General features: G+C 33.8%; 28 protein-coding genes. 24 read left to right on the top strand and 4 right to left on the bottom strand.

Features of this window, described 5'->3' with window-relative positions:
• Positions 1-119 precede the first annotated feature (119 nt).
• From CBP76_RS03080 to CBP76_RS03045, 8 genes are all read left to right on the top strand, one after another.
• Entirely contained in the window at positions 120-494 is a 375-nt protein-coding gene (locus tag CBP76_RS03080; RefSeq protein WP_102195465.1) for a GntR family transcriptional regulator, read from the top strand.
• Positions 487-1,221, top strand: coding sequence for an ATP-binding cassette domain-containing protein (locus CBP76_RS03075; protein ID WP_102195464.1), 735 nt, complete (start codon positions 487-489; stop codon positions 1,219-1,221). Before CBP76_RS03080 ends, CBP76_RS03075 begins: the two co-directional genes overlap by 8 nt.
• The gene (locus tag CBP76_RS03070; RefSeq protein ID WP_102195463.1) at positions 1,214-1,966 is read left to right on the top strand and encodes a hypothetical protein; all 753 of its coding nucleotides are present in this window, start codon (positions 1,214-1,216) and stop codon (positions 1,964-1,966) included. The genes CBP76_RS03075 and CBP76_RS03070 overlap by 8 nt, the downstream gene beginning before the upstream one ends.
• Before the next feature lie 15 nt (positions 1,967-1,981).
• Entirely contained in the window at positions 1,982-2,695 is a 714-nt protein-coding gene (locus tag CBP76_RS03065; protein WP_102195462.1) for an ATP-binding cassette domain-containing protein, read from the top strand.
• On the top strand, positions 2,688-3,452 hold the full coding sequence (locus tag CBP76_RS03060) for a hypothetical protein (protein WP_102195461.1): 765 nt from the start codon (positions 2,688-2,690) through the stop codon (positions 3,450-3,452). The genes CBP76_RS03065 and CBP76_RS03060 overlap by 8 nt, the downstream gene beginning before the upstream one ends.
• A 108-nt stretch (positions 3,453-3,560) precedes the next feature.
• Positions 3,561-3,749 (top strand): hypothetical protein, encoded by a 189-nt coding sequence (locus CBP76_RS13100; protein ID WP_102195460.1) that lies wholly within the window; start codon positions 3,561-3,563, stop codon positions 3,747-3,749.
• Between the two features lie 105 nt (positions 3,750-3,854).
• Positions 3,855-4,043 carry a hypothetical protein gene (locus CBP76_RS03050; protein ID WP_133120374.1) on the top strand — a complete coding sequence of 63 codons (189 nt, stop codon included), beginning with the start codon at positions 3,855-3,857 and terminating at the stop codon, positions 4,041-4,043.
• A 109-nt stretch (positions 4,044-4,152) separates the two neighbouring features.
• Positions 4,153-4,989: an SDR family NAD(P)-dependent oxidoreductase gene (locus CBP76_RS03045; RefSeq protein ID WP_102195458.1), complete on the top strand. Its 837-nt coding sequence runs from the start codon at positions 4,153-4,155 to the stop codon at positions 4,987-4,989.
• A gap of 6 nt (positions 4,990-4,995) precedes the next feature.
• On the opposite strand, the gene CBP76_RS03040 is transcribed toward CBP76_RS03045, so the two are convergent.
• Entirely contained in the window at positions 4,996-5,400 is a 405-nt protein-coding gene (locus tag CBP76_RS03040) for a MerR family transcriptional regulator (RefSeq protein WP_102195457.1), read from the bottom strand.
• Positions 5,401-5,532: 132 nt separating this feature from the next.
• Here CBP76_RS03040 and CBP76_RS03035 point away from each other — a divergent pair, with 132 nt between their 5' ends.
• Entirely contained in the window at positions 5,533-6,189 is a 657-nt protein-coding gene (locus CBP76_RS03035; protein WP_102195456.1) for a histidine phosphatase family protein, read from the top strand.
• 107 nt (positions 6,190-6,296) lie between these two features.
• On the opposite strand, the gene CBP76_RS03030 is transcribed toward CBP76_RS03035, so the two are convergent.
• Together CBP76_RS03030 and CBP76_RS03025 are read right to left on the bottom strand one after the other, a co-directional pair.
• The gene (locus CBP76_RS03030) at positions 6,297-7,235 is read right to left on the bottom strand and encodes a DHH family phosphoesterase (RefSeq protein WP_102195455.1); all 939 of its coding nucleotides are present in this window, start codon (positions 7,233-7,235) and stop codon (positions 6,297-6,299) included.
• Between the two features lie 83 nt (positions 7,236-7,318).
• Complete coding sequence (locus tag CBP76_RS03025; protein ID WP_102195454.1) at positions 7,319-8,770, bottom strand: APC family permease; 1,452 nt, start codon at positions 8,768-8,770, stop codon at positions 7,319-7,321.
• A 203-nt stretch (positions 8,771-8,973) separates the two neighbouring features.
• On the opposite strand from CBP76_RS03025, the gene CBP76_RS03020 reads away from it, so the two are divergent.
• From CBP76_RS03020 to CBP76_RS02955, 14 genes are all read left to right on the top strand, one after another.
• Positions 8,974-9,726: an ABC transporter ATP-binding protein gene (locus tag CBP76_RS03020; RefSeq protein ID WP_102195453.1), complete on the top strand. Its 753-nt coding sequence runs from the start codon at positions 8,974-8,976 to the stop codon at positions 9,724-9,726.
• Between the two features lie 10 nt (positions 9,727-9,736).
• A complete protein-coding gene (locus tag CBP76_RS03015; RefSeq protein ID WP_102195452.1) occupies positions 9,737-11,521 on the top strand; it encodes an FtsX-like permease family protein in 1,785 nt (594 codons plus the stop codon).
• 499 nt (positions 11,522-12,020) lie between these two features.
• Positions 12,021-12,752: an amino acid ABC transporter ATP-binding protein gene (locus tag CBP76_RS03010; RefSeq protein ID WP_166667161.1), complete on the top strand. Its 732-nt coding sequence runs from the start codon at positions 12,021-12,023 to the stop codon at positions 12,750-12,752.
• A gap of 12 nt (positions 12,753-12,764) precedes the next feature.
• The gene (locus CBP76_RS03005) at positions 12,765-13,592 is read left to right on the top strand and encodes a glutamate ABC transporter substrate-binding protein (protein WP_102195450.1); all 828 of its coding nucleotides are present in this window, start codon (positions 12,765-12,767) and stop codon (positions 13,590-13,592) included.
• Positions 13,589-14,227 (top strand): amino acid ABC transporter permease, encoded by a 639-nt coding sequence (locus CBP76_RS03000; protein ID WP_102195449.1) that lies wholly within the window; start codon positions 13,589-13,591, stop codon positions 14,225-14,227. Before CBP76_RS03005 ends, CBP76_RS03000 begins: the two co-directional genes overlap by 4 nt.
• Before the next feature lie 12 nt (positions 14,228-14,239).
• Positions 14,240-14,893, top strand: coding sequence for an amino acid ABC transporter permease (locus tag CBP76_RS02995; protein ID WP_102195448.1), 654 nt, complete (start codon positions 14,240-14,242; stop codon positions 14,891-14,893).
• 391 nt (positions 14,894-15,284) lie between these two features.
• A complete protein-coding gene (gene nhaC, locus CBP76_RS02990) occupies positions 15,285-16,694 on the top strand; it encodes a Na+/H+ antiporter NhaC (RefSeq protein ID WP_102195447.1) in 1,410 nt (469 codons plus the stop codon).
• 285 nt (positions 16,695-16,979) lie between these two features.
• Complete coding sequence (locus CBP76_RS02985) at positions 16,980-17,891, top strand: efflux RND transporter periplasmic adaptor subunit (protein ID WP_102195446.1); 912 nt, start codon at positions 16,980-16,982, stop codon at positions 17,889-17,891.
• A gap of 12 nt (positions 17,892-17,903) precedes the next feature.
• Positions 17,904-18,581, top strand: a complete 678-nt coding sequence (locus CBP76_RS02980) for an ABC transporter ATP-binding protein (protein WP_102195445.1) — start codon at positions 17,904-17,906, stop codon at positions 18,579-18,581.
• Positions 18,574-19,725, top strand: a complete 1,152-nt coding sequence (locus tag CBP76_RS02975; protein WP_102195444.1) for an ABC transporter permease — start codon at positions 18,574-18,576, stop codon at positions 19,723-19,725. Before CBP76_RS02980 ends, CBP76_RS02975 begins: the two co-directional genes overlap by 8 nt.
• A 9-nt stretch (positions 19,726-19,734) precedes the next feature.
• Positions 19,735-20,187 carry a hypothetical protein gene (locus CBP76_RS02970; protein WP_102195443.1) on the top strand — a complete coding sequence of 151 codons (453 nt, stop codon included), beginning with the start codon at positions 19,735-19,737 and terminating at the stop codon, positions 20,185-20,187.
• Positions 20,188-20,305: 118 nt separating this feature from the next.
• Complete coding sequence (locus tag CBP76_RS02965) at positions 20,306-20,794, top strand: prolyl-tRNA synthetase associated domain-containing protein (RefSeq protein WP_102195442.1); 489 nt, start codon at positions 20,306-20,308, stop codon at positions 20,792-20,794.
• A gap of 21 nt (positions 20,795-20,815) precedes the next feature.
• Positions 20,816-22,510, top strand: coding sequence for an FAD-dependent oxidoreductase (locus tag CBP76_RS02960; protein WP_102195441.1), 1,695 nt, complete (start codon positions 20,816-20,818; stop codon positions 22,508-22,510).
• A gap of 94 nt (positions 22,511-22,604) precedes the next feature.
• Positions 22,605-23,336 (top strand): hypothetical protein, encoded by a 732-nt coding sequence (locus CBP76_RS02955; RefSeq protein ID WP_102195440.1) that lies wholly within the window; start codon positions 22,605-22,607, stop codon positions 23,334-23,336.
• Between the two features lie 101 nt (positions 23,337-23,437).
• Here the strand turns inward: CBP76_RS02955 and CBP76_RS02950 are convergent, their stop codons facing one another.
• On the bottom strand, positions 23,438-25,132 hold the full coding sequence (locus CBP76_RS02950; protein ID WP_102195439.1) for a phosphoenolpyruvate carboxykinase (ATP): 1,695 nt from the start codon (positions 25,130-25,132) through the stop codon (positions 23,438-23,440).
• A gap of 410 nt (positions 25,133-25,542) precedes the next feature.
• On the opposite strand from CBP76_RS02950, the gene CBP76_RS02945 reads away from it, so the two are divergent.
• Complete coding sequence (locus CBP76_RS02945) at positions 25,543-26,403, top strand: PRD domain-containing protein (RefSeq protein ID WP_102195438.1); 861 nt, start codon at positions 25,543-25,545, stop codon at positions 26,401-26,403.
• Positions 26,404-26,416 lie beyond the last annotated feature (13 nt).

Genomic DNA, 26,416 nt, shown 5'->3' with positions numbered 1-26,416 from the left:
TTCCTCTCTCTTCTTTCATTGTAGTACAAGATTTTTTATTAATAATGTCAAAAAAAGTTGCTTTTTGAGGATATATATATTACTGTGTTAGTGTACTAGAACAGTAAGAAGGTGAAAAGATGGAATATATTGATAACATTCCAATTTATCTCCAAATAAAGGACATTTTATATCGCAAGATTATCAGTAACGAATATGAATTGAATTCTCAATTACCCTCAGTTAGGCAACTAGCTGTTCAATTTTCGGCCAATTCCAATACGGTTCAAAAGGCATTAAAAGAAATGACAGACGAAAATGTGATTATCCCACAACGGGGTAAGGGAAACTTTGTGACAGGGGATGTGACAATCGTGAAAAAGCTAAAAAGCCATATTGTGGCGGAAATGTTTGATGCTACTTATGAGAAATTACATTCACTTAATATGAACGATAATGAGATAATGGAAAGCTTCAATAATTATGTAAAACAGCGGGAGGTAAACCATGAGTAAAATCTTGGAGATAAGTCATCTGAATTACAAAAAGAACAACAAACAAATACTAAATAATATTAATTTAACTCTGGATAGTGGCAAAATTATTGGTTTATTGGGTGCAAATGGAGCAGGTAAAACAACTTTAATGCGCTTGATTTCTGGAGTGAACGCTAAAAATTCTGGAAAAGTAATTGTTTCAGGTATAGATACCAAAGCTGGTATTAAGTCTTGTGTTAGTATGACTTATTCCTTAGATAGTCTCAAAAAAAGCCCTAGCAGAATAAGTGCAGGAACTAAGGTAAAAAATATTATTCAATTTTATCTGGACATCTATCCTGATTTTTCTTTTGAAAAATATCAAGAAATGGCAAAGTTCTTGGGGATAAATAGTGATGATAAATTAAACTCTCTTTCAACTGGGAGTGGTGAAAAACTAATGATAGCTTTGACTTTGGCCCGGCAAGTACCAATCTACTTGTTAGATGAACCATTGAACGGTATTGATATCATGACACGTAAGAAAATTATTAAAAGTGTTTTGCAGTGGAAGAATGATAATTCAACCATTATCATTAGTTCACATTATGTGAAAGAGATTTCTAGTTTGTTGGATGAGGTGATCATTCTAAAAGATAAGCAGATTTATCAAACAATTCCTGTTGAGGATATTCAAACTCAATATCACTTGGGTGTTGAAGAATATTATGAACAGATTTATGAAGGAGGAGTTTCCAATGAGTAGTTTTGGACGTGTTAGTAAGAATTTAATCAAGTATCGTATGAGACTAGTTACGATTCTATTGGTCCTTCATATCTTCGTAATTGTGGCGGCACAAATTTATGATTTTATTTTTCATAATTCAGATATTACTAGTTTCACAGGTGGCGTTGTAATAATAATGATTGTTGGGATCATCTTGTTGGCTATTGCAATTGAGAATACCTACAGCAGTGATAAGTATCGTTTGATTCCAATTAGTGATACGCAACTTTACTTTAGTAACATGATGACAGCCTTAATCTCTTTAATTTATTTAATAATTGGTGAATTGATTATCTATAGTGTAGCCGTGAAAATTTTTCCTAATCCGTATGATGATTTTATGATAAGGCATTTTAATTCTGTTCAACAATACTTTTTTAAATTTGAAATTTTGGTTACTTTCATTTTAGGTGTCTTATTGATTTGGGCGGGTATCAGCTTATTACATTTGGTTATTGATTGGATTGATGGTTTTCTTCCTTTTAAAAATCAGAGTATTGGAAAAATCATTTTAGAAGTTATAGTAGTTGGGATTCTTTCAGTGCCATTTAAAATTATTACAGAAAATATTTTTGATATTTTAACCACTGGTAATGCAGGAAATACTTTTACTGATGAGATACATTTGCTTAGTATGGGAATCGTCATTGTTATAGTTTGGATATTGGTCTTTGTAAGTACTAATTTATATATAATGAATCGATGGTCAGAAACAACTAAGTAAGAAAGGAAGAATATTATGGCGGAAATACTAAAAATAAGTAATTTGAATTATAAAAAGAACAATAAAAAAATTTTAACAAATATTGATCTATCTTTAGATAGTGGCAAAATCATTGGATTATTAGGTGAAAACGGAGCAGGTAAAACGACTTTAATGCGTTTGATTGCTGGAATTAATTCTTTGCCAGAGGGCGTTATAACGGTTGATGGAACTGCAAAAAAAGCTGAAATTAAAGAAAAAATTAGTTTTAGTGATCATTTGAATGGTTTTGGAAGAAACACAAAAATAAAGGATATTGAAAAATTTTATCTCAACGTTTATCCTGATTTTTCTAGTAAAAAATATGCTGAAATATCCGAGTATTTAGACCTTGATAAAGAACAAAGATTATCAAATCTTTCAACCGGAACATTAGGAAAATTAGTAATTGCGCTGGCTCTTTCTAGAGAAACAAAACTTTATTTGTTGGATGAACCATTAAGCGGAATTGATAGTATGTCTCGTAAGAAGATTATCAGCAGTATTATTCGTTGGAAGAGCGATGATTCAACAATTATTATCAGTGATCATTATGTTACTGAGATTGCTAGTTTGTTGGATGACGTCGTTATTATTAAGGATAAGACAATTTATCAAGTTAGTTCAGTTGAAGGTATTCAAGAGAAATATCACTTAGGTGTAGAGGAGTATTACGAACAAGTTTATGAGGGAGGTGTTTCAAATGAGTGATTTTGTAGGATTGAGTAAAAATCTGATTTGGGAAAAATGGAAGTTGGTAAATTGGATTTTGGGTATTGATCTAATTGCCCTAATAGGAATTTGTTTATGGATGTTGATTAAAGGTAATCTTGATAGTAATACCGCTATTGGAACAACACTTATCAGCTTTTCTATTATTAATTTCATAAGTTTTATTATGTTATCACGTGTTAATGAACGTATTTTGACAAGTAACAATTATCGTTTAATACCTTCAACAGATACTAAATTGTATTTAGGTAATATTCTAACGACCTTCTTGGTTTTTGTTTATTTACAAATTTTAGAGGGTATCATTAATGCAATTATTTATTTATTAGCTGGACAAGATATTGAATCTTATCTTAATATGAGCGGCTCAATTAATTTCGGAACATTGGTACAAATGATCTTATTGATCGTTTTAATACCATTTTTAATTTGGTCAGCAATAACGTTAGTTCATTTATTAATTAGTTTTATCAGTGGTTTTCTACCATTTGGTAGTCAGAGATTTGTTAAGTTTATTTTGTATTTGATCGTAATATGGGCAGGAGTATATGTTTTCAGAATTATAACCGAGAGTATTTTTAAAATGATTAATAGTACCTTAAATCAAGGAATTAGTAGTTTGAGTCAATTTAATGCAGTAACTTGGATAGGCTTAGGAGTAATTTTTGCTTGGATAGTAATTATTTCTGCTATCAATATTTATCTTCAAAAGAGATGGGTTGAAACGATTCGTTAATGAAATTCTACGTTCATGACCAAAAAATGGACGTTAATGATTGAGTTGGCATAAATATGACTTTTGGGAGTATTATCAGAATAATAATATTAAAGAGAGGAAATACTTGTGAAGTTTAATGACGATTTTTATAAAGGAAAGTATTTTTGGATAGGAATTTTAGGAATTTCATTTATGGTAAATGTACCATGGAATAATATTTGTACGGTTAAAGGTATTTTTTCTTTAATAGTAGTCGTTATTGGAGTTGTCTCGTTAATAAGTTCAATCTTTAATTTTTCAAAATATTTCTCATAGAGGAGTTAAGTGTAGACAGGATGTCTGTGCTTGATTCCTTTTTTATTTGCTCTTAAAGCAAGTATTATATGGCTAAGAAAAGCTGTACAGGAAGAAGTGATTCTTATGCCATATGTAATTGCAGTGAGTCTGTTTGTTTTAGGATGTACAGAGATCTTTGTTATATTTAAGGCCTTTAAAAAAATGAAAAAAAAGAAGATACCTAAGTTGATTAGTTTTGCCATGTGGTATGCTTCTATCTTTGGATTAATGTTGATTTTTCTGTGTTTTGATATTATTTTTAAGTGGATTTAGATGAATTAAAAGTTATTAGAGTAAGATAATTTTTTTTAAAATTGCTTGACCTAGAGTTACTCTAATAAACTATAATCTCCCATGAACAAGAAATAGGAGGTCATTTATAATGACAAGAACTTGGTTTATAACAGGTAGCTCTAGAGGCTTGGGTCGCTCTATTGCTGAAAATGCTTTGAACAATGGAGACAATGTAGTAGCAACTGCTAGAAATACTAAAAGATTTGATGATTTACTTGAAAAGTATGGTAATCAGATATATCCAATTTCGTTAGATGTAACAGATGTCAAAGACGTTAATGAAGCCATCCAAAGAGCCATTGAGCATTTTGGCTCAATTGATATATTGGTTAATAATGCCGGATTTGCTGATATGGATTCAGTTGAAGAAATGTCATTGGATACATTCAAATCACAAATGGATACTGATTTTTACGGAACACTTTATACAATCAAGGCCGTTTTACCAGCAATGAGAAAGGCAAAGTCTGGAAGAATTATTAATATTAGTTCTATAGGTGGTCGTATAGGTGGACCTGGATTAGGGGCTTATCAGAGTGCCAAATTCGCGGTAAATGGTCTTAGTGAGGTATTGTCTCATGAAGTCCAACCATTCGGTATTCAAGTAACAACTGTTGAACCTGGAGGTATGAGAACCGAATGGGGTGGTGACTCTATGGATGCTGCTCGAAGTGATATTTATAAAGATACTGTCGGACAGGCAATTGATATGATTCACGATCAATGGCATGCTTATGGTGAAAGATATATTAGTGAGCCTGAAAAGGTTGCAGAAGCAATTTATACTTTGAGTGAAATGAAACAAGCACCAGTACATTTATTGATTGGTAAAGATGCTGAACAAGCGGCCGAACAACATGCAAAAGAATTAGCCAAAAATGATGAGCTTAACCGCAAATTAACAGAATCAACTGGCAATATGTAAAAAAGGTCATACCCATCGTTGGTATGGCTTTTTTGTTAAGTCTGGTGATTTCTGCATTGATTGTTTATAATGCTCAATTTTATCAGCAATTATTTGATGCTGTTTTTGAATGTCTGCCAATTGTTTGTCGGCATTATTTGCCTGTTTTTCTAACATATCCAGACGTGCTTGGATACTAGTATTATTATTAACAGCGGTTAGATCGATGTACTTTTTTACATCAGCGATAGGCATACCGGTACTTCTAAGTGCGATGACAAATCTTATCCATCCAACAGAATCATCAGTAAAGATACGTCTATTTTGTTCATTACGGTAAACCCCAGGAATTAAATCAATTTTGTCATAATATCTCATCGTGTATTCTGAAATGTTAAATTTTTTGCATACTTCACTCATTGTATATTCCATATAATCTCCAAATAGATATCTAATAAAAGTACTTTAATAATAGCCTAAATAGTTAAATAAATCCGATAAATTGTCTTTTATTCCCAATAAGCCTACACTTCTCATGAAGTGTAGCGACAAGGAGTGAAAATTATGGATATCTACTTTATTCGACATGGTGAGACTTATTTCAATCGACTAAACAAGATGCAGGGATGGTCAGATACTCCACTAACGAAATCTGGTCATGAGGAAGCCTACAAAATGGGTAGAACTTTAGGTAATTTGGGGGATTTGTCTGGAACGATTTACTGTAGTGATATGAATCGCTCAGTCCAAACAGTCGCTGAATTGAATAGTAGTTTTAAATTTGCAGGCGGAAAACCTTTTAAGATGGTAACTATGCCTGAATTAAGGGAACAATTCTATGGTAGTTTTGAGGGGCAATCTAAAGAAGAAACGTATAGTAAGATTTCTGGAAAATCAGAAGAAGAAACTTTAAAACAAATGAGTGCAAATGAAATTCAAGATAAATTGGCTAAACTAGATCCAAATCATTTGGCTGAAACAAGTAAACAATTTTGGAATCGGTTTTCTAAAGGGATAGAACAGATACTACAAAAAGAAACAAAACCGGTAATTGTGGTCACGCATAGTGCAATTCTAACGGCTTTGGTAAATACTTATGCGCCATTTTTATTGGATAAGGTTGAGCCAGGAAATTTATCGCTGACTAAAGTTCATTTTGATGGTGAAAAGTTTGAACCTAAGATCGTTTATTATAATGAAAAAATTGAAGAAGATATTTGAAAGAGAACTAAAATTAAAATAAAGAAGGACCAGTAATCAAAATAGATTGCTGGTCCTTCTTTTTAAGTGAAACATATTTTTGGGTTTTGCCGCAAATTTATATTGATTTAGTTACGCTTATTCAACGCATCCATATCCTTCATCAGAGCGAAAACCTCATCCATACTACCAACGTAAACGCCACTGGCAAGCGGATGTCCACCACCACCAAATTTTTCGGCTACGCCATTAATGGCAATTTTTTTAGAACGGAGATTGATTCGGAAACGGTTTGGAACCTTTTCACTAACAACAATCCAGTTATTGACAGTATTGATTCGACCAATTAGTGGTACGACGTGATCGATTTCACCATCGGCTAAATGAAATTTTTCTAAAGTATTTTTTCGGATAACGATAGATCCAAAGCCTGACTCGGTAATTTGAAGGTTATCTAAAATGTATGCCTCTAGTCGTGCAACCTGCAGAGACATTTCATCTTCATGTAAACTGATTTCGGAAATATTAATACCGGTTTTTGCCAGTTTAGCAGCCACGTCTAAAGTAAAATAACTTGTTTCTCCATACAGATAGCGATTGGTATCGCCAACGATCCCTGAATAAAGACTATAAGCGCTCTTTTTAGAAATATTAAGATGATTGATTTTTTCAGTCATTATGTAGATCATTTCGGCACAACTAGAAAATGAATCTTCAACCCAATTGATATCACCAAAAGGATCAACATCAGGATGATGATCTATTTTGATAACCATACCGGCTTGTTTATAGAATCCGGGATTATCGAGTCTTTCTATATTAGCTGTATCAACGGCGATCACTAAAGAATTGCGGTATGTTTCAGGTGAAACATCTTGCATATGACCGATCCAGTCTAAAACTGGTAAGTCGATACCTGAAACATAAATTTTCTTTTGAGGATAGGCTTCTTGAAGAATAGTAGCCAAACCAACTTGTGAGCCGATAGCATCAGGATCAGGATTTTGATGTCTGAGAATAATAATTGTTTCGTATTTTTCGATCTCTTTTTGAATATCTTCAAGCATAAGCAAATCCCCCAAGTGTTTTGTCATTAATATCAAATTAACTGTTAAAGCCTATATAAGTCAATATAAAATGCTTTTTTGGACTAATTGAGTTCTTTTCGTCTTTGATAACGAGCAATTAATGGCAAGATTATTCCAATAGCAATCATTAAAAGTGGCTCAATAATGTTCAAACTCAAAACATGAGTCCAAGCAGCTGTACCTGGTTTTTCGTCTGTAGGGAAAATACCTAGTGTAGCGGCTCCGAAAGTAATTGCAAAACACCAAGCACCAACTAAAATAGCCAAATACTTATTCTTAATGTAAACAAAATCAGATTTAAATTTATCATCATGTAATCTGACTAGAATAAAGGAACTAAATAAGAAACAAGTTGTATAAGGTGAAACAATTCCGTTTAGATTCAATAGTTGATTAAAAATCGAGTTCATATTAGGCAATGTGGCACTCATGACCATGATAATTGTACAAATTCCGGTAGTTAACCAATAACCGTTGATTGGTAGTCCTCGTTTATCAGTCTTAGTTAACCCTTTTGGTAGATATTCTTTAGCTGTATCTGATAAGAACATTCTAGTACCTGCATCAAGTAAGACCGCCAATTGAGCCATCATGTACATGGCCTGGGTAAAGGCAAATAGATATAGGTAGAACTTTCCCATACCAAATTCTTGTCCCATATATTGGAAAGCATAATAGGAACCATTCATTTTCAAATCATTAGGTAAGTGGTGAGCATTGAAGAAGACACCCAAAGCAAACGAGCCTAGTACGGTTAGAAAACCAGTCATAATGGCTAACATCCACATAGCTTTAGGAAAGTCACGTTTACCATCCTTCATTTCTGTAACGTATGGAGCGGCAAATTCAGAACCGTTCATAGCAAAGATAACGAGTCCAAATGTGGAGAGATAATGCATGTCAAATTTAGGAATAAATGATTTGACAGTGAATGGTTGTGTATGTGGCATGTTGCCTTTTCCAAGGTAAACAAAGGTCATAATCACATAAAGGATCGTGACGATGAACATTGCACCACCACCAATAATACTTAGAATTTGTAAGGAATTTCTTAAATAGTGCTGAATAAAAATAAAAATTGTAAAAATAACAGCTGTCAATAAAGCAAACATTGAATTGCTCATTTTATCTGACATCGAGCTATTTCCGTTGATCAACCAACCAAATGAAATCAACGTTGAGTTAGCGACATCAACGATATAAGGAAGACTTGAGACCCAAACAGTCCAAGCACAAATATATCCCCAAACATTACCACCAGTGGCACGGACCCAAGAGGTAACTCCACCACCTTCAGTATCAAATGTTGAACCTAGATGACCAACCATCATCTCATAAGGCACAACGAATACGAATAACATAACGATCCAAGTGAATACAATTCCCAAACCTTGATTATGGAAATTGTAAACAATATCATCGAAACCAATAACGGTAACGAAATCCATTAAAGCAACAACAGGCCAACTAATATATGACTTTTTACTGTCAATATCTGGCAAATTTTTCCCCATCGGAAATACACCCCTTGGTGATTAAATTAGGACATCTTTGTGATTTTATGTCCAAATTTTATTATATCGCTTAATATAACGAAGACTTACAAAAATGTAAGAAAATGTAAGGAGAATCCAACGACCCAAAATGATCAACCAGTTATGATTGATATATCAATTAGGAACGAAGCAAGTATTCGTTTCCGTGGAGGGATTAACAGATGCAAAAAATCGTCGAAGTACAAAATGTTGAGAAAATTTATGGAAAGGCCGGAGAAAAACAATTCAAGGCCTTGTCAGATGTTAATTTTGAAGTTAAACCCGGCGAATTCGTAGGAATTATGGGTGCTTCAGGTTCTGGTAAAACGACACTTTTAAATATTTTATCGACACTTGATACGCCAACAAGTGGACAAGTTAAAATTGCTAATCAAGATATTACTAAACTAAATAATAATCAAATGGCGGACTTTAGAGCCAATAAGATCGGATTTATTTTCCAAGATTTCAATCTTTTAGAGAATTTAACAGCTTACGAAAATATTGCTTTACCATTAGCTTTACAAAATCGCCCTACTAAGGAAATTAAACCGGCGGTTATGGGTATTTCTGAGAAACTTGGTTTGACAGAAATCTTGAATCATTATCCAACAGAATTATCAGGTGGGCAAAAGCAACGTGTCGCCGCTGCCCGTGCGTTGGTTCATGAACCTTCAATTGTTTTTGGTGATGAACCAACTGGAGCACTTGATTCTAAGAGTGCCAGAGCTTTAATGGATACTTTAACTAAGATCAATCGTGAAGATAAAGTTTCAATCTTGTTGGTTACACATGATCCTTTTTCAGCTAGTTTTTGTGATCGTATTCTCTTTATTAAAGATGGTGAAATTGGTCAAGAATTGAAAAAAGAAAATGCCAATCGTTCAGAATATTATCAAGAAATCCTAGATTCACTAGGTACATTTGTAGAATAGGGGGAGCAACATGTTAAATAAATTAGCTTTAAGTGGAATAAAACATCGTTTGCGTGACTATAGTGTGTTGTTCTCAGGATTGATGATTGCTTCAGCCATTTTCTATATGTTCATGTCTTTAGCTACCAATAAATCCTTCTTAAGTGCCAACTCACCAGCTGCAGCAACGGCATTTATCTTTGGTTTTGGAATTGTTTTACTAGCAATTATTACTATCGTTTATGTGAATTACGCCAACACCTTTTTACTAAGTATGAGACAAAAAGAGTATGGGATGTTCATGATGCTCGGTGCTAAAAGTAGTAAGATCTCACGAATGATTTTCGTTGAAACATTTGCAATTGGTGCCATTTCTACTGTAATTGGTAGTGCAATTGGAATAGTTGCAACAGGGTTTGTTGGTCATTGGTTGATTGGTGCTCTAGATATGCAAGTCAAGCATTTCAACAGTTTCTATTTACCCGCTTTAATTTGGACTTTCGTATTCTTCATCATTATCTTCATGTTCTCAGCTATTAGAAATTCTATTTCATTACGTCGCAGCAAGGTTTTGACTTTATTAAAGCGCGATAGTCAGCCAGTTAAAATTAAACGTAACGGCGCTTTGAAAACTGTTCAAGCAATAATGGGATTGATCCTCTTAGCTATTGGATATGTTTCGATGTGGTATGCCGGTAATAATCCTGTATTTATCTATTTAGGTATTCCAATTGCTTTAGTAACAATCGTTGCTGGTACCTATCTAACGATTAATTCATTTGTTACAGCAGTGATCGTAATGTTGAAGCGTAATACTAAATATTCTCAAAAGGGTTTGAACAATTTTACCCTTTCACAATTGAGTTTTAGAATCAACGATTATACTAAAATTCTATCAATGGTATCAATGATGTTTGCTCTAGCTTTAGGTGCTATAACTGTAGGTCTAGGTTTCAATAATCAAATTGATAACGTTGTAAACGGGCAAAATTATTATGATGTTCAATTAACTAATCCAGATGCTGCTCAACAAAAACGCTTGAAGAGTTTAAGTATTAAAGAAAAAAATACTTATGACTATAAAGTATCTGGCAAGAAAGTTTATTATCGTGCCAGTGAATTTAAGAAACAACCATTTGGCTATTCAAGTATTGATACAAAAACAATGAAGTCATCACTACATAAGACAACTGATCCAACTAAAAACGGTGGTTATGAAATCATGAATACGCGTTTACCACAATTAAGAATGTTAGAAACAGTTTTGGTTAGTGATAAGGACTATGATGCGATTAACGCTAAAGAGTCAACGACTGTGCTTGTAAAGACGAACTCATTTAAGAATAATTTATCAGAAATAAAATCTATCTCTAAAGCTGAAAATAAACGTTATCCAATATTAAAAAATGCTGGTGGCGATAAATATTCAGCATATACATTAATTAATGGTTTCTTCTCAGGATTGGAATTTATGGGATTCTTCTTAGGAATTGCATTCCTGGCAATGTTAGCTAGTTGTTTGATGTTCAAGATTCTATCTGGTGCTAATGGTGATGTTAAGCGTTACAACATGCTTTATAAGATTGGAACTCAACAAAAAGTTTTACGTGCAACGATCAATAAAGAAATAGCTGTTCTCTTTGCAGTCCCAGCAATTTTGGGAGTAGTTCATGTTCTATTAGGATTACAATTATTCACTAAGATTCTTTATAAACCCTATGCAAATATTGAAATTCCATTTCTGATTTTCTTGGTTCTTTACTTGGGCTATTATTTCCTAACAAGATATCTTTATAAGAAAATCGTTCTTAAGTAAGTTTCACAGTTTCCTCCGGGAAACTGCGCACGACGGGTATTCAACCTTTCGTGCGCAGCTTCTCGGAATTTCTGAGAAGCACCTTCCCCCCTTAATAATTAAAAATTTCGAGATCCTCAACAATTTTCGAAAGTAGCAGGCAAGAAATCTAGCTTGCATTTAATAAAAAATAGAGTCTGACGACTATTGAAAATAGTTGCTGGACTCTATTTTTTGTTTGTGTTTGAATTCAAATTTTATATTAATTTTGAAATTTTTTCCCATATTATTTGTTTGTTCAGAAATTTTTTTTAATAATGACAATATTAAAATTATAATCTGAATAATATTAGTGTTATAGTTTTTTTGGATACATGGTCGGTAGACAAAAAGTCGAACATTTAATTCACAAAATGTTTTTTTGTTGCCAAATTACAATTTAAACATTAAAATTTTCTTAATAAACTTTTTAGGATTATTTTATTCCGAATATAGGAAGGGAGTAATAACTATGTCATCAATGATCGAATTTCGCGATGTGCAAAAGTATTACGGAGATTTCCACGCTTTAAAAGATATTAATCTTGAGATTGATAAGGGGGAGACTGTTGTTTTAATTGGACCTTCAGGTTCTGGTAAGAGTACTTTATCTAGAACTGTTAATGGTTTGGAAACAATTCAGGAGGGACAATTGATCGTCAATGGACGTGATATTGCTGATAGATCAACTGATATCAACCGTATTAGAAGGGATGTCGGTATGGTTTTCCAACATTTTAACTTATATGCTAATAAGAATGTTTTGGAAAATGTCATGTTGGCTCCAAGAATCGTTTTAAAAATGAACGAAGAAGAAAACAAAAAGCAAGCTATGGCTTTGCTTGATCAAGTTGGCTTGGCTGATAAGGCTAATAACATGCCTTCACAGATTTCTGGTGGTCAAAAACAACGTGTTGCTATTGCTAGATCCCTAGCTATGAAACCACGTTGTATGCTCTTTGATGAACCAACCAGTGCGCTTGATCCAGAAATGATCGATGATGTTTTGCAAGTTATCAAATATGTTACAAGTCAAAGTGACATGACATCTTTGATTGTTACTCATGAAATGGGCTTCGCCCAAGAAGTTGCTAACCGAGTTATCTTTATGGATGAAGGTCAGATTCTTGAGGATGATAGCAAGGACAAATTCTTTAATCATCCAAGTAATGAGCGTGCAAGACAGTTCTTGAGCAAGATTATTAAACACTAGGGGGATAAGAATATGAAACGACTTAAATATTTAGCATTAATTATCACCTCTTTACTCTTGGTCTTTACATTAACTGCCTGTGGCTCAAAGCCATTGTCATCACAGAATGTTTTAGAAAATGATAAAAAATCTAAAACAATTACTTGGGGTGTTAAAGCCGATACTAAGTTATTGGGATTAGTAGATGTTAAAGATGGAAAAGAGAAGGGATTCGAAATTGATCTTGCCAAAGCTCTTACTAAAAAAATGCTTGGTAAGGATGCACAAGCTAAATTCGTTACAGTTACTTCACAATCTCGTATTCCTTTATTGAAGAATGGTAATATCGATGCAATTATCGCTACAATGACCATAACGCCTGAACGTGAAAAAACATTGGATTTTTCTAATTCATATTTTGACGCCGGACAATCTATTTTAGTAAAAAATGATTCATCGATTAAAAAAGTTCAAGATTTAAATAACAAAACGATTATTGGGGTTGTTGGTTCTAACTCTGTTCAAAACGTTAAGAAGTTTGCGCCAAAAGCACAAGTCTTACAATTGCCAGATTATGCTCAGGCATTAACAGCTTTGAAGTCAGGACAAGGTGATGCTTTAACAACTGATAATGTTATCTTGGCTGGTATGGCTGTTAATAATCCAGGTTATAAACTACAAGGTAAGGCTTTCACTACAGAGCCTTATGGTATAGGTATCAATAAGGGGCAAACAGACTTTAAGAATGCCACTAACAAGGCCTTAAGAGAGTTAGAGAAAGATGGTACCTACAATAAGTTAATTATTAAATGGTTCGGTAATGTTCCTGGATTTAACTATAAGGAGGTGTTACGCAAATGATCAATTTATTAACAAATAATTGGAGCGAATTCATTAGTGGATTTGGTTGGACTTTGCTATCAAGTATTTTGGCATTGTTTTTCAGTTTAATTATTGGCTCACTGTTTGCCATTCTTGAAGTTGTTCCTAACAAATTTCTACGTATTGTGGGAAATGTTTATGTTGAAGTTTTTCGTAACATTCCTTTACTAGTTATTACAATGTTCTTTTATCTGGTAATTCCACTATATATCGTTAAGATTAATGGTTTTACTGCTGGAACAATTGGTTTAACAATTTATACATCAGCCTTTATTGCTGAAACAGTTCGTGCAGGTATCAATTCAGTTGATATTGGTCAGATGGAAGCTTCTCGTGGACAAGGTATGACTTTCTGGCAAGCTATGCGTTATATCGTTTTGCCACAAGCATTTAAGTATGTTATTCCACCATTGGGTAATCAATTCGTCAACTTGGTTAAGAATTCTTCAGTTCTTGCCTTTGTGGCCGGGTTCGATTTAATGTACCAAGGAAATGCAATTGCTTCACAAACCTTTGAAACAGTTAATACATACGTGATCGTTGGTATTTTCTACTTAATTATCACATTACCAATCAGTTACTATATGCAACATCTAGAAAAGAAATTGGCTTAGGAGGGGTAAATTATGCAAAATTGGATAGACGCTTATTCATGGATCAATATCAGATTTCTTCTCCAAGGCTTGTGGATCACAATTTTAATCTCCGTTATATCGGTGATTTTAAGTTTTATTATTGGTTCAGTCTTAGGGATTATTCGTTATTCTAAGGTTCCATATTTATCAAAAATCGTGGGCTTTATAATTGATGTTATTCGTAACTTGCCATTACTATTGATTATTTTCTTCGTTTACTTTGGATTACCTGCTTTTGGTTTCAAGCCAGATACAATTCCAGCCGCAATTTTGGCTATGACAGTCTTTGAATCAATGATGATTGCTGAAATTATCAGATCAGGTATTATGGCTGTTGATATTGGTCAAATGGAAGCTTCTAGGGCAATGGGTATGAAGATGTACCAAGCTATGTGGCATATTGTTTTACCACAGGCATATAAAAAAATGATACCAGCAATGGTTAGTCAATTTATTTCATTGATCAAGGATACATCTTTGGCAACAATTATCGTTGTGCCGGAATTGATGCAACATGGTCAAGTTGTTTATGGACAGGATCCTAATTATATTATTCCTGTTTTCGTGGCAATGGCGTTGATGTACTTTGTAGTCTGCTATGCTTTATCGTTGTTATCCAAATTTATCGATCATCGAATGGCATAAAAATATTTTTTTGTTGACAGATCAATTTAGACCTGTTAGAGTTGGTAACAATCAAATAAACACATATAAGTGTCTGAATCAATTAGTAATGTATCTGGGTGTAAGAAAGCCGGTGGGTGATGCGAACCGGTCAGGGTGCAGTTATGAAATACCAGACATGACTTGGTTTTTCCAAGCGGAATAAGAGAGCCGTTATTCTCAAGAGTGGAGTAATAGTTTATTTAACTATTCTCAAGCTGGGTGGTACCACGGTAAATCGTCCCTGTTGCATAGTTGCAGCAGGGACTTTTTTTATACCAAGGGGTAAATAAGATGATAATAAATACATGTGGTGGTAATCCTCGATATTAGTTTTTTCGGTAATAGATAAAATTAATTTGGAGGAAATGAAATGAATAAGAGTAAAAAAGCTATTAGCTTTAGAGAAGCAGTTTCAATTTTAGTAATGATGTTGATTATTTTGGGGTTTGGGGTTATCAAGTTTGGACTTTCACCACAAACACCGGTACTAGTAGTCATTGGACTATTAATTCTATGGGCAAAAGTTCGTGGGAGTGAATGGGATGATATATTTGATGGTATTGTCGATGGTGTTAAGAATGGTATTATCCCAATCTTTATTTTTATTTTGATTGGTGCCTTGATCGGTACCTGGATCGCAGCTGGTATTATTCCATCAATGATGGTTGCAGGTTTCCATATGATTTCAGCTCAATGGTTTGTACCTTCAGTTTTTCTAGTATGTGCATTAATCGGTACATCAATCGGTAGTGCTTTTACAATTATTTCAACTATCGGGATTGCATTGTTTGGAATGGGTCAAACATTGGGTATGAATCCAGCCTTAGTTGCTGGAGCCATTATTTCAGGAGCAATCTTTGGTGATAAGACATCACCACTTTCCGATTCAACTAATTTGGCAGCAGCCATTGCCGAAGATGATTTGTTTGCTCATATTAAGAATTTAATGTGGACAACAATTCCTGCCTTTCTAATCTCATTAGTTCTTTACGCAATTTTAGGTAACGCTGGTTCAGGAGCAAGTTTGAGTAAGATCAGTACCACACTTAATGTTTTAAACACACATTTTGTCATTACTTGGTGGGCAATTCTACCGATCTTATTATTGTTTGTCTGTGCGTTAATGAAAATACCAGCTATTGCTACTTTGATTTTAAATATCGCGGTTACAGTAGGGATGATTTTTGTTGAAAATCCCAATACACCAGTGAAAAATATTGCTGGATTTATCGAATCAGGATTTGTTTCAAAAACTGGTAATGCTAGTGTTGATGCTTTGCTAACACGTGGTGGAATTACTTCAATGATGGGAACAGTTTCGTTGATTTTCTTGACGTTGTCACTTGGTGGTTTATTGATGAAATTTAACGTTATTCAAACAGCTATGGAACCATTAGCCGAAAAATTAAAGACACCTCGTTCAGTAGTTACCGCAACAATTCTTTCAGGAATTGGAGTTAATATTTTTGTAGGTGAGCAATACTTATCAGTTATTTTACCTGGTAAAGCATTCAAAACAACCTTTAATAAACGTGGATTAGATAATCTAGCTTTGAGTCGTGTACTAGAAGATGGTGGTACAGTGATTAATTACTTGATACCTTGGGGTGTTGCTGGAGCCTTTGCTGCCAACACTTTAGGAGTACCAACATTAGCTTTCTTGCCATTCTGTTTCTTTAGTTTACTCTCACCAATTCTTTCTATTATCAGTGGATTCACTGGAATTGGTTTAAAACGTATTGATAAAGAAGAGACGAATAAAAAAATTGCAACAGCTTAGCTAGTTTAATTACTTAAAAGAATGAAAGTCCCTAGTAATCGTACTTTGATTACTAGGGATTTATTTGTTTTAAGTGGACTAAATATATTAATACTTTCTGAAAATTTTTATTATTTATATGTAAGCGCAAACCTTGTTGCTAGTGCTTACTTTACTAATAAGAATGTTATTTTTTAGATAAAAATCATATCATTTTATTTCCATTAGACATTGACAGTATGCCAAATTTTGTCTAGTTTAAGACTGTTATGCTATTTTGAGACAACAATTACGGGAGATTATTATATGAAGAGAATTAAAATTGCTATTTGGAGTATTAATATTATTTTAATTGCCATTATTCTTTTTCTAGTTTTGGGAAATGGTTTTAAAAATAATGATAATAAACCAGATTACAAAACTTATACTGTTCAAAGAGATAATTCAAATTATTTCAATGGAATAGTTCAAGAGGATGACAAACAACCAGTCAGTGACGAACTAAAGTCAGAAGATGAAACTCTAGCTTCAAGACAAGTTACTAGCGGTGAAAAGGTTACTAAAGGACAAGTATTGTTTACGTTCTATCGTGATTTAAGTAGCGATATTAGTAGTGCTAATGCTGAGATTCAACAAGCTCAGTTGGCTATTCAGGCTTACAATTCCTCTGACAAGGCAACTGCTGATAAGATTGAATTGAGTAAGGATCAAGAAGCATTGACTGAAGCACAAGCCAAAGTAACTAAATTAACTAAGGCACAAAACCGTACTGTAACAGCACCAATCAGTGGAACTTACTTTAGGGATGATGCAGGTAGAAGTTACATTTATGGCAACCCAGTGATTGAAGGTAATGTTAACGAATATAGCCTTGATAAGATCAAATTGGGTGCTGATGTAACGGTTATCAAAAATGATGGTACAAAGATCTCTGGTAATTATGAACAAAAGGATGCTATTCCTTATAGCACACGCAATGTTTCATATTATCATTTCCGTGTCGCTACAGAGGACAAATTACCATACGGAATGCATGTTCAGATAAAAACAGCCTCAGATGGCTACAAATTGCCTTCTAATGCTGTTTGGGACAAGAATACGGTTTACTTATTGAAGAATGGTAAAAAACATAAGAAACATGTAACGATGACTAAGAAAGATCACGAATATTATGTGATCGACGGACTTAAGGCTGGCGATAAGCTAGTCTTGAGATAGGGCGGTGAAATAATGCTTAAAGTTACAGACGTAGGAAAGGCTTACGGCAAATTCACAGCACTAGAAGATATCAATTTAGAGGTAGCTGATGGCGAATTTTTAGCTATTATGGGTCCTTCCGGATCAGGTAAATCTACTTTGATTAATATCTTGGGACTTTTAGATCAAAGTTATACCGGTGAATATTTGCTGGAAGATAAAAGTTATAAAGATGTGAACGATAATGAATTGTCACAGATCCGTGGTGATCAATTAGGTTTTGTTTTTCAAAACTTTAAACTATTAACAACTTATAGTGTCTATGAAAATATTGAAGTTCCACTTATTTATAGTAAAAAGGCTCAGCATAATAAGCATGAATTAGTAGCCGACGTTATAAAGAAAGTTGGTTTGGATGGTAAAGAAAAGAATCTACCGTCTGAATTATCTGGTGGTCAGCAACAGCGTGTGGCGATTGCTCGAGCAATTGTTAACCGACCAAAGTTGATTATTGCTGATGAACCAACGGGGGCACTAGACTCAAAGACAAGTAAGGAAATCATGGATATTTTTACTAAATTGAATCAGGCGGGAACTACTATTATCATGGTTACTCATGATAGTGAGGTAGCTGAATACGCTATGCGGACAGTTTATATTCGTGATGGACATTTATACAACGATGAAAAGAGCGTGAAGAATCATGACTGATAAAATTTTGATCGCTTTTAAATCAATTGGTAAAAATAAAAATCGAAATTTCCTAACAATGTTGGGAATAATCATTGGTATTGCCAGTGTTCTTTGTATTCTGGCGATTGGAGATGGATTTACACATACTATGACAAAGGGTATGGGTAATCACGATACGCGTAATAAAATTACAATTGCTTATGAACCTACGACAGATGTCAGTACTGATAATGGTTTTACTGACAATGATGCCGATATTCTATCAAAGATTCCTGGTGTTAATCGAGTTAAATTGGCTAGTAGCTCTGCCGAAGCCAGTGCAAAGGCCTCATATAAGGCTAAGACGACATCGATTGGTTTAAACAAACAACCCAAGCATTTAAAATTGGTTAAGGGAAGTTACTTTACAATGGATGGTTCAGACAATGGTATTTATATATCAGAAAGTCTAGCTCATAAATTGTTTAAAGAAAACGCAATTAATCGATTAATTACAATTGATGGCAGTGTCTTTGTAGTCCAAGGTATTTATAGTATTGGATCAATGGAATATCGACCAGATGCTTACGTTGCCAAAAAAACCTTTAAGGAACTGTTCTCTAATCAAATTTTTAAGGATCAGGCTAAATTATATTTAGAAGCTGGTTCTAACAAAAAACAGATTGGTAAGACAGCTGTTAAAAAAATGAAGAGTTTAGGCGAACAAAAGAATACAGGTAAATATTCAGTTTCAAATCCAGATGCTATCAGCAAACAATTTACTAGGATACTTAATGATGTTACTTACTTCATTGCCTTTGTAGCTGGTATTTCATTATTGATTGCTGGAATTGGTGTAATGAATGTTATGTATATCACTGTTTCTGAACGTAGAAAAGAAATTGGTATTAGACGAGCTTTTGGTGCTACATCTAGTGATATAAGAAATCAGTTCTTAATTGAAAGTGTTGTTTTATGTGTAATTGGTGGGATCATCGGAATAATTTTCGGGTACTTATTGGTTTCAATAATTAATGCGTTCTTACCATTTAAGGCCGTTATAACGGGCTATGCAATAATCCTTTCACTATCAGTTTCAACGGCAGTAGGGTTGATATTTGGCTTTATTCCATCTAATAAAGCAGCTCAATCAGAACTTGTCGGATTGTTGAAAGAAGAATAGGGGTAGACTATGAAAAAATTATATAAATTAGATCGACTTTCAGTTTTAGGAGTAGCTCTAATTAGTATCTGGATGGTCGTTATTGAAATGATTATCTCTGATCCTAATGTTGCTGACATGCCACAGATGGGTAAGTGGTTGAAGCTAGTTATTTATTTGATAGGAGCCGTGATTGCTTTTGCAATTGCTTATGGATTATTTAATCTATTATTGAAAAATAATGATAATTATAAAAATACCTTGGTTGTTAATATGGCCATCGGTTTAACGATTGAAGCAGTCTTGATTACTATTATTTATTTGATTGCTGGAAAGACTAATGTTTGGGTCAGTGGGGTTTCTGGAGTGATTGGTTTTGGAATTCTAGCAGGATTGAATTGGCGCTTTTTGAATGTGCCACAGTCGGATAAGATTAAGATTAGTGTTTTAACGGCAATTTGGTTCTTGTTAACTTTATTTTAAACAACAGTAAATACGATCTAGCAACTATTGAAAATAGTCGCTAGGTCGTATTTTTTTTGCACTACACCGCAAGTCATTAAATGCTAAAATTTAAATTATAAAGTGGGGGTATTGATGAATGAGTCCATATGAACAGGTAAAAACCAAATTAACTAATTTGAAGATAAGTTTTGATATTGTTGAACATCCGGCCGTCTATACAACTGAGGAAGCCGATAAGTATATTGCAGGGAAAGCTGGTGTTCGAACTAAGTCATTATTTTTAACAAATAGGAAGAAAAATACTTTTTATTTAGTTTTTATGGAAGATGTCAAACGCCTAGATATGAAGAATTTTGCTGAAATCGTTGGAGAGAAGCACATTAAATTTGCTTCAGAAGACCTTTTAATGAAAAAATTAGGTTTGAAACCAGGATTTGTATCAATATTTGGTTTGTTAAATAATAAAGAAAAAGATGTTCAGGTTTATTTTGAAAAAAGTATCGTTGGTAACGTCCCTTTAACTTTTCATCCTAATGATAATACTAAAACTATCTTTGTCAGGATGAAGGGGTTAGAAAAATTTTTGAACGATTTAGGATATGAGTATCATGTGATCGAATTATAGAAATTAGGAGGAGTCAAATTTATGAATAATAAAAAAATTGTTATTGTCGGAGGAGTAGGTGGTGGAGCTTCGGCAGCTGCTAGAGCGAGACGTCTTGATGAAATGGCTGAAATAACTATGTTTGAAAAGGGACCCGGTATTTCTTTTTCAAATTGTTCCTTACCGTATTATTTAGGAGGATTGATTCCTGATGCTGATAGCATAATTCTAAAGACTCCAGAACAATTTCAAAAACAGTATAATATCAAAGCCATTGTTAATTCAGAGGTAGTTGATGTTGATCCCTTAGAAAAGAATGTTCGAGTGAAGAATACCGTTACAGGCGAAATAACTAAAACGGATTATGATGAATTGATCTTGTCTCCCGGAGCTAAACCAATTATGCCCCAGAGTATTAAGGGAATAGATAAGAAAAACGTTTTTTCTGTGCGCAATGTCGTTGATATTAAAAATATTCAAAAATACCTAACTGATAATAAAGTCAAAAGTGTGGCAGTTATTGGTGGAGGTTTTATCGGATTAGAGGTTTGCGAGAATTTAGTTCAAAGTGGTAAAAAGGTATCATTAATCGAAGCAAACTCACATGTCTTAGGAACAATTGATGATGATTTTGCACAAATAGTTCAAAAGAACCTTTATGATAATGGAGTTGATTTACATTTAGAGGATTCTTTAATAGAGATTTTTGATGATCATATTCGATTACGTTCTGGTATAGAAGTTAAGGCCAATGCAGTAATTATGGCAATTGGAGTCAGCCCCGAAACTGAGCTAGCAGAAAAGATTGGATGTAAGTTAGGCGTAACCGGAGCGATTGCAGTAAATCAGCAGTATGAAACTTCAGTACCTAATGTTTATGCAGTGGGTGATGCGATTGAGGTTACTAATAGGTTAACGAGAAAAAAGACAAAATTATCTTTGGCATTTCCTGCTCAAATGGAAGCACGTGATGCAATTGATCATATATACAAGCGTCCTATTGAGAATCACGGTGTAATTGGATCACAGGTAATTCACCTATTTGATTTGAATGTTGCTTCAACCGGTTTAAATGAAAATGATTGTCAAAAGAATGGATTCGATTATCGTTTTGTCACCGTTATACCACAGAATCGAGTTGGTATTATGCCTGATACGTCACCGATTTATTTGAAACTAATCTTTAGTTATCCTAGTGGAGAAATTCTTGGCGCACAAGCCTTAGGAAAATCTGGAGTAGATAAACAGATTGACATAGTAGCAACGATGATTACAATGCATGGACACATTTCTGAATTAACGCATCTAGAATTATGCTATTCACCGTGGTTTAGTACAGCTAAGAATGCCGTCAACGTCGCCGCTTTGGTGGCTGAGAATATTTTAAATGGTGAATATGAACAGATCCCTGTAACTAAGGTTCGCCAATTAATTGAAAAGGGTGCATTTATTATTGATGCTAGAGAACCGGACGAGTATGCCAATGGACATATTGTAACGTCCAAGAATATTCCTTTAAGTCAGTTCCGCCAACGTTTGGCAGAGATACCAACTGATCAAAAAGTTTATATCCATTGCCAGTCAAGTCAGCGTAGTTATAATATGGTTCGTGCCTTGAATAATCTTGGTTATACAAATATCATTAATATTTCGGGCTCCTATTTGGAATTATGTGAGTATGAATATTTTAAGGATCAAACAACTGATAGACAGGCTATAGTAACAAATTATTTGTAATATATTTAGTATGAATTATTTATTAAATTATATAAAATAATCGCGGTACAACACCGATTCAACACGTGCGATAATGTTGTCGAGGAGGACCGCGATGAGAAAAACACTAATGATTATTTTTAGTTTATTAGTATTCGCATTACCGTTATCTGCCTTTAGTATCAATAGTTTGAATACAACTCAACAAGTTGATGTATCAAGAATAATTAGAAAAAACCAATCTATATGGAAGAAACAGATTCAAAATGTAGATATTATTAATAGTGAAGAATTTGATGATAATAATTCATTTGTGGCCACGTCATTGGATCAATTAAGAAACCACAGTAAATCAGTTATCAAAGGAACAATTTATAAACTAGACAAAATGAATAGTCCTAAGAATGTGGCTTATACGAAGGCATCCGTTCATATCGATCAAGTTATTAGTGGTGATAAAACATTAAAGAATAAGACGGTTTATATGGCTTTGGTTGGTGGATTAGTTTCTTTGGATAGTTTGCATAACTCTGACCATTCAGGGGATTTCAATCACGATGTTCTAGTAAAGAATGATCAAGCCCCATTGCCTAATATCGGTTCAAAAATAATTACAGGGTTAGTTCCAAATGTTATTGATGAACCATCAGAGTATAACGACGCTTTAAGGCAAAGTGGTTTTACTATTCACAATTCTTATGCTGTAGATAATCAACAATATAATCTGTGGATCAAAAAATCACATAGTCAAAAGTTTGTTTTAAATAATCCTAAGGTTAAAAAGCAAAGTTTTGAAAAGAAATTACAAAGTTTAACGACTGAAATAAATAAAAAATATAATCATTGAGAATGGACAAAGAATATTCGACTTTCGAAGATTAAGAAAAACAGCCTCCTAGTAATCTAATTTTGATTACCAGGAGGCTGTTTATTTTAAATTAAAAACGATTAGTTGTTCATCAACTCACTTAATAATTCCTTAGCTGACTCGTGCAAGCTATCCTTGGATTTGTCATAACCAAGATGAGTATAAATTTCGCCAACATAAACCTTATCTTGATAGAGCTTATTGAAGACTTTATCAATGATAGGACGAGTCTTTTCTTCTTCTTGGACTGGACCAAATGGATTGGCAAAGAAAGTAGTACTCATACCGACCTCATCAGTTGTTCCTAGAGCTTTACGCTTTCCAGAAATAAAAGTTTCTTTAGCTTGTTTCTCATCTGGGAATTGATGCAAACCAATTTCTGGGTCATAGTTATTAGCATAGACCCACATGTCAATTTCATGGTGTTCAACAACATGTTTATAAGTATTAGCAGGCAGAATTACTCGAGCGTTCTTCAATTCAGGGTTCAAATAAATTCCACGATCCATATTATTGAAGGCGACGGAACTGCTTAGATCATCCAGACGAACGAAGGCTCCGGTCTCAGTACCTTGAGCATAAACATTACCGTCTTCATCAAAGCTAAAACTACCCATATCATCAAAAATTGTTTCGATATTGATGATCTTATCATCAGCTACTTCTTGTAGTGCTTCGATAGATTCGGATTTTCCAGCACCAGAATCACCGAAGAAAACGACTGATTTTGTTTTTCCATTTGAGAAGCTGATCTTGACCATTGAACCATGGATTGGCAAATGGTTTTCATAAATCATATGTAAATTGTGAACGGTTAGACACATTTTCTTCATATATCCAAAGTAGGTGGTCTTATCGTTGTATGGAACCTCGCCGACCCAAATATCGTTTTCCTCATCGTGGTAGTAATGACTTACGCCACCTTCAGTTTCTTTAAGGCCAAAGAGAATGATCTCGTCTGGTTTCTTACCAGCGATACTTTGTTCATCAGCCACTTCAAATAAGTTGGCCAAGGCGATTCCACTAACAAAGTAATCACGATGGAAGTAAATGAAAGCAAGGCTCTCGCCGATCTTAGCCGGGAAACAGTACCAATCATTTTGAGTACCATCGAATTTATCAATTGGATTATCGTTAACGGCGCTGAAGACACCTTCACGTTTGTTGCTCTTAGTGTGCATCATCATTGGTGGTCGCATCATAATCGTATCTAGGAAACGAATACTCTCAAGAGCGGCATATTTTTTAGGCATATCCCATTTGATGGATTGAGTTAAAACACAGGCATTAGTTCCAGCATTGATTTGACGATAGGCACGGTTAGAAAAACCTTGTAATTTTTCTTCAATCGCACGATAAAGACGAATAACGACCTCATTGAAGCGATTGTCGATGTTCATAAAGTTGCCCTTAACAATGGCACTATTGTGTTTATTGATCAGAGAAACTCTAAAATATGAGCGGTAGAATGAATAAAAATCCTCAATACTCTTCAAGATTTGTTCATTACCGTATTTTTCGTATGCAGGTTTATCATCAATTAAGATAGCTTTCAAGATGTTGATGTAAATATCAGTAGATAATCCCTCAACTTTGTTGGTTACAGCAAGTTGGCTCTCTTCAAGATACAGATCAACTAAATTGTAAAAGCCCTGGCTATTGATCAATTGAAATACATCAGATATATATTCCTCGTTGTAGTTAATTACAGCAACGGCTCGATTAGGATTAAGATAAAACGCCTTTGATTCGACTGGTTGGGTTGTGTTCGACATACTTTAAAGAACTCCTTTCAAATATAACTTAAGTAACAGTTTATAATAATTTTCAGTAAACCGATAGTTAAAATTAGAAAGAATTTAATTTTTAAATTATTTCAAATGGCTATTAATAGTGAAAATATAAGCTTATGAAAGCTATATTTTAAAAATTTCAAATAAAAAAATTATTTTATTAGACTAAATATAATCTTGATCTTTATGAAAGAATATTTAAAAAGTCTTGAGTAAGCTATTAAGAAATTATTGATAATTTTTATAAGTGAAGCGTTTACAAAATTAAAAAGAGCAGTTATACTAACCTTGTAAGTTAAATAAATATTGGATTGTTACTATTAAATTAGGCATGACCATGAATTACGCAATAGGGCGTAGTTTATGGTCATTTTTTTTGAGAGAGGAGGGGGATGGCTTTGTTGGTAGTAAATCGTGTCTACAATAACAACACGGTTCTTGTTAATGTTGGCAAAAGGGATCAAGCAATTGTTCAAGGTAAAGGTGTTGGGTTCCAAAAGCGACATGGCGATAAAATCTTACCAGCACAGGTAGAACGTATTTTTTATTTGAATACCGATGAAGCAAAGCAAAGATTTGGTACTTTGTTAAAAGATGTGCCAATTGATATCACAATGACAAGTTTTGCAATTATTGAGATGGCAAAACAAGCCTTTCATTACCCCGTTCTTGATTATATTTATGTAACTTTGACCGATCACATATCACAGACTTACAAACACATAATGTCAGGCAAGTACCAAAAGAGTACTGTGCCAGATATTAGTGATAAATATCCGATTGAATATGAAATTGCCGATAAAGCAGTAGATATGATCAATCACGATTTGAACGTTCATTTTCCAAAAGATGCTGCCCAGCCAATTGCTCTACACTTTATTAATGCTCATGGAATAGAGAATTTAGGGGAAGAAGAAAAGATTGATACCGAGAACTTTGGTGAGAATGTTAATAAAATCGTTAAATCAGTATTTTCTGAACATGGTATTACTAGAAATATCACTAATCAAAATTACTTTGATCGGCTGATGATCCATTTACAGTATCTAGTTGCTCGAATACAGACGGATGAACAGGATAAACAAGAGTTGAATCAGAATATTGAATCAGACTTTCAAAAGCTTTATCCAAAATCATACAAGATTGCCAGTGAAATTTGTGATGAGATTCAAACACGTCTAGAAATTAAATTAAATGATAACGAACTGGTATATTTTGTAATTCATATTCAAAGGTTAATACAGGAAAAATAATAATTCGGGGAGG

The sequence above is a fragment of the Companilactobacillus nuruki genome, assembly GCF_002872255.1.
In the GTDB taxonomy this organism is placed as follows: Bacteria; Bacillota; Bacilli; order Lactobacillales; family Lactobacillaceae; genus Companilactobacillus; species Companilactobacillus nuruki.
Note: the sequence above shows the minus strand (reverse complement) of the source record. Positions and strands in the feature narration are given on the sequence as shown.